The sequence below is a fragment of the Streptomyces sp. NPDC051822 genome, from assembly GCF_044452745.1.
In the GTDB taxonomy this organism is placed as follows: Bacteria; Actinomycetota; Actinomycetes; order Streptomycetales; family Streptomycetaceae; genus Streptomyces.
In genome coordinates this window covers 1-1,535 of sequence record NZ_JBITBZ010000034.1, presented here as the reverse complement: position 1 = coordinate 1,535, position 1,535 = coordinate 1, and the positions used below count along the sequence as shown (strand labels likewise).

General features: G+C 54.3%; 1 pseudogene. It reads right to left on the bottom strand.

The window, feature by feature from the left end:
- Positions 1-94 precede the first annotated feature (94 nt).
- Positions 95-1,340: pseudogene (locus tag ACIA8N_RS36490) on the bottom strand (IS3 family transposase).
- Positions 1,341-1,535: the final 195 nt, after the last annotated feature.

Below are 1,535 nucleotides of genomic sequence, written 5' to 3'. Positions count from 1 at the left end.
AAATACGCATAATGCGAAGACGGGCGCGTACTGATGTAATAAGCCGATTGACTGTAGGCCTTAAATTGACAGGAGATATAAAAATTTAAGATGACTAGTCCTGATATAGGTTGACACTTTTCAACCGGATAACGCCCGATGAACCTCATCGGGCGTTTTGTATTTCAGCGACAAGTGCGGCCGCCGCGTGTTGTAGAGGTTCACCGACTCCCTGACCATCTTTCTTGCCTGCGCGATATCTTCTGGCCTGCCGAGCAGGTATTCCGTTTTGAGTATCCCGTTTATCCGTTCCGCCAGCGCGTTCTGATAACAGTCATACCCGTCCGTCATCGAGCAGATGACGCCATACTGCTGATGTAACGCCTGATATTCCTGCGAGCAGTACTGGATACCCCTGTCCGAGTGATGCACCAACGGCAACGCCGTGCGTCTGCCGGCCAGTGCCATTTTGAACGCGCAGGCGACATGCCGGGTATGCAGACTGTCATGCACGTGATATCCCACGATTTTTCTCGACCAGGCATCCGTTACCAGGCTGACATACGCCGTCCCCGTTCTCAGCGGCAGGTAGGTGATATCCGCCACCCATACCTGTTCCGGACGGCTGGCTATTACTTGATTGTCTCCCGCTTTTAGCAGGTTGGGATGGCGATAAAAACGATGATGGCTGTGCGTCGTCTTGTGATACGCCCGTTTAGGCATCACCAGTAACCGCGCGCAGCGCAGGATACTGAACAACCGGTCACGGCCCACATGCAACGCCGGTTCGGGGTGTTGCCGCAACAGGTGATGCAGCTTACGTGTCCCCAGTCGGGGTTGGTGCAAGCGGATGGCCGTCACCTGTTCGACGAGATGCCGGGCCTGCTCCTCTTTGCCTGCTTCACGCTGCAGGGACTGATACCACGCTTGTCGGCTGATGCCCATCCATCGGCAGGCCCGCGTTACTGTGAGTCCCGGTACTTGTGTTTGCGCGATAAGGCGGTTAGCTGCTTTTTTGTCAGCGTGGCGCCAAAGTCGGTGTTCATCACTTTGACGACAGCTTCGAAGAACTGGGCTTTGACTTCAGATTCAGCCAGTTGCTGCTCAAGTTCTTTAATACGCTGTTCGGGCGTCAGGGGGAGTTTGGGCATGTTGTCTCCGCACGTTCTGGTGGAAGGAGAAGTTCGCCAGTCAAGTTGACCGTATTTGCGCAGCCAGTTCATGACAGTCTGGCTGCCTTGGATACCGTAGCGATCTTGCGCCTGGCGGTATGTCATCTCGCCTTTTTCGACCTGTTCGACGACAGCCAGTTTAAAGGATAGAGAGTAATCGCGTTGTGTGCGTTTAATATACTGGTTCATCACATTTTCCTCTGTGCGTGAGTAAAATGTGTCAACGCTATTCAGGACGGGTCACAAGCAATAAAAAAGGCGCCCGCAGGCGCCTTGTTATCGTCGTCGGTTCGAGGCTTAGCCCAGCACCAGACCCGCGATGGAAGCGGACAGGATGCTGACCAGCGTAGAGCCGTACACCAGCTTCAGACCAAAGCGCGACAC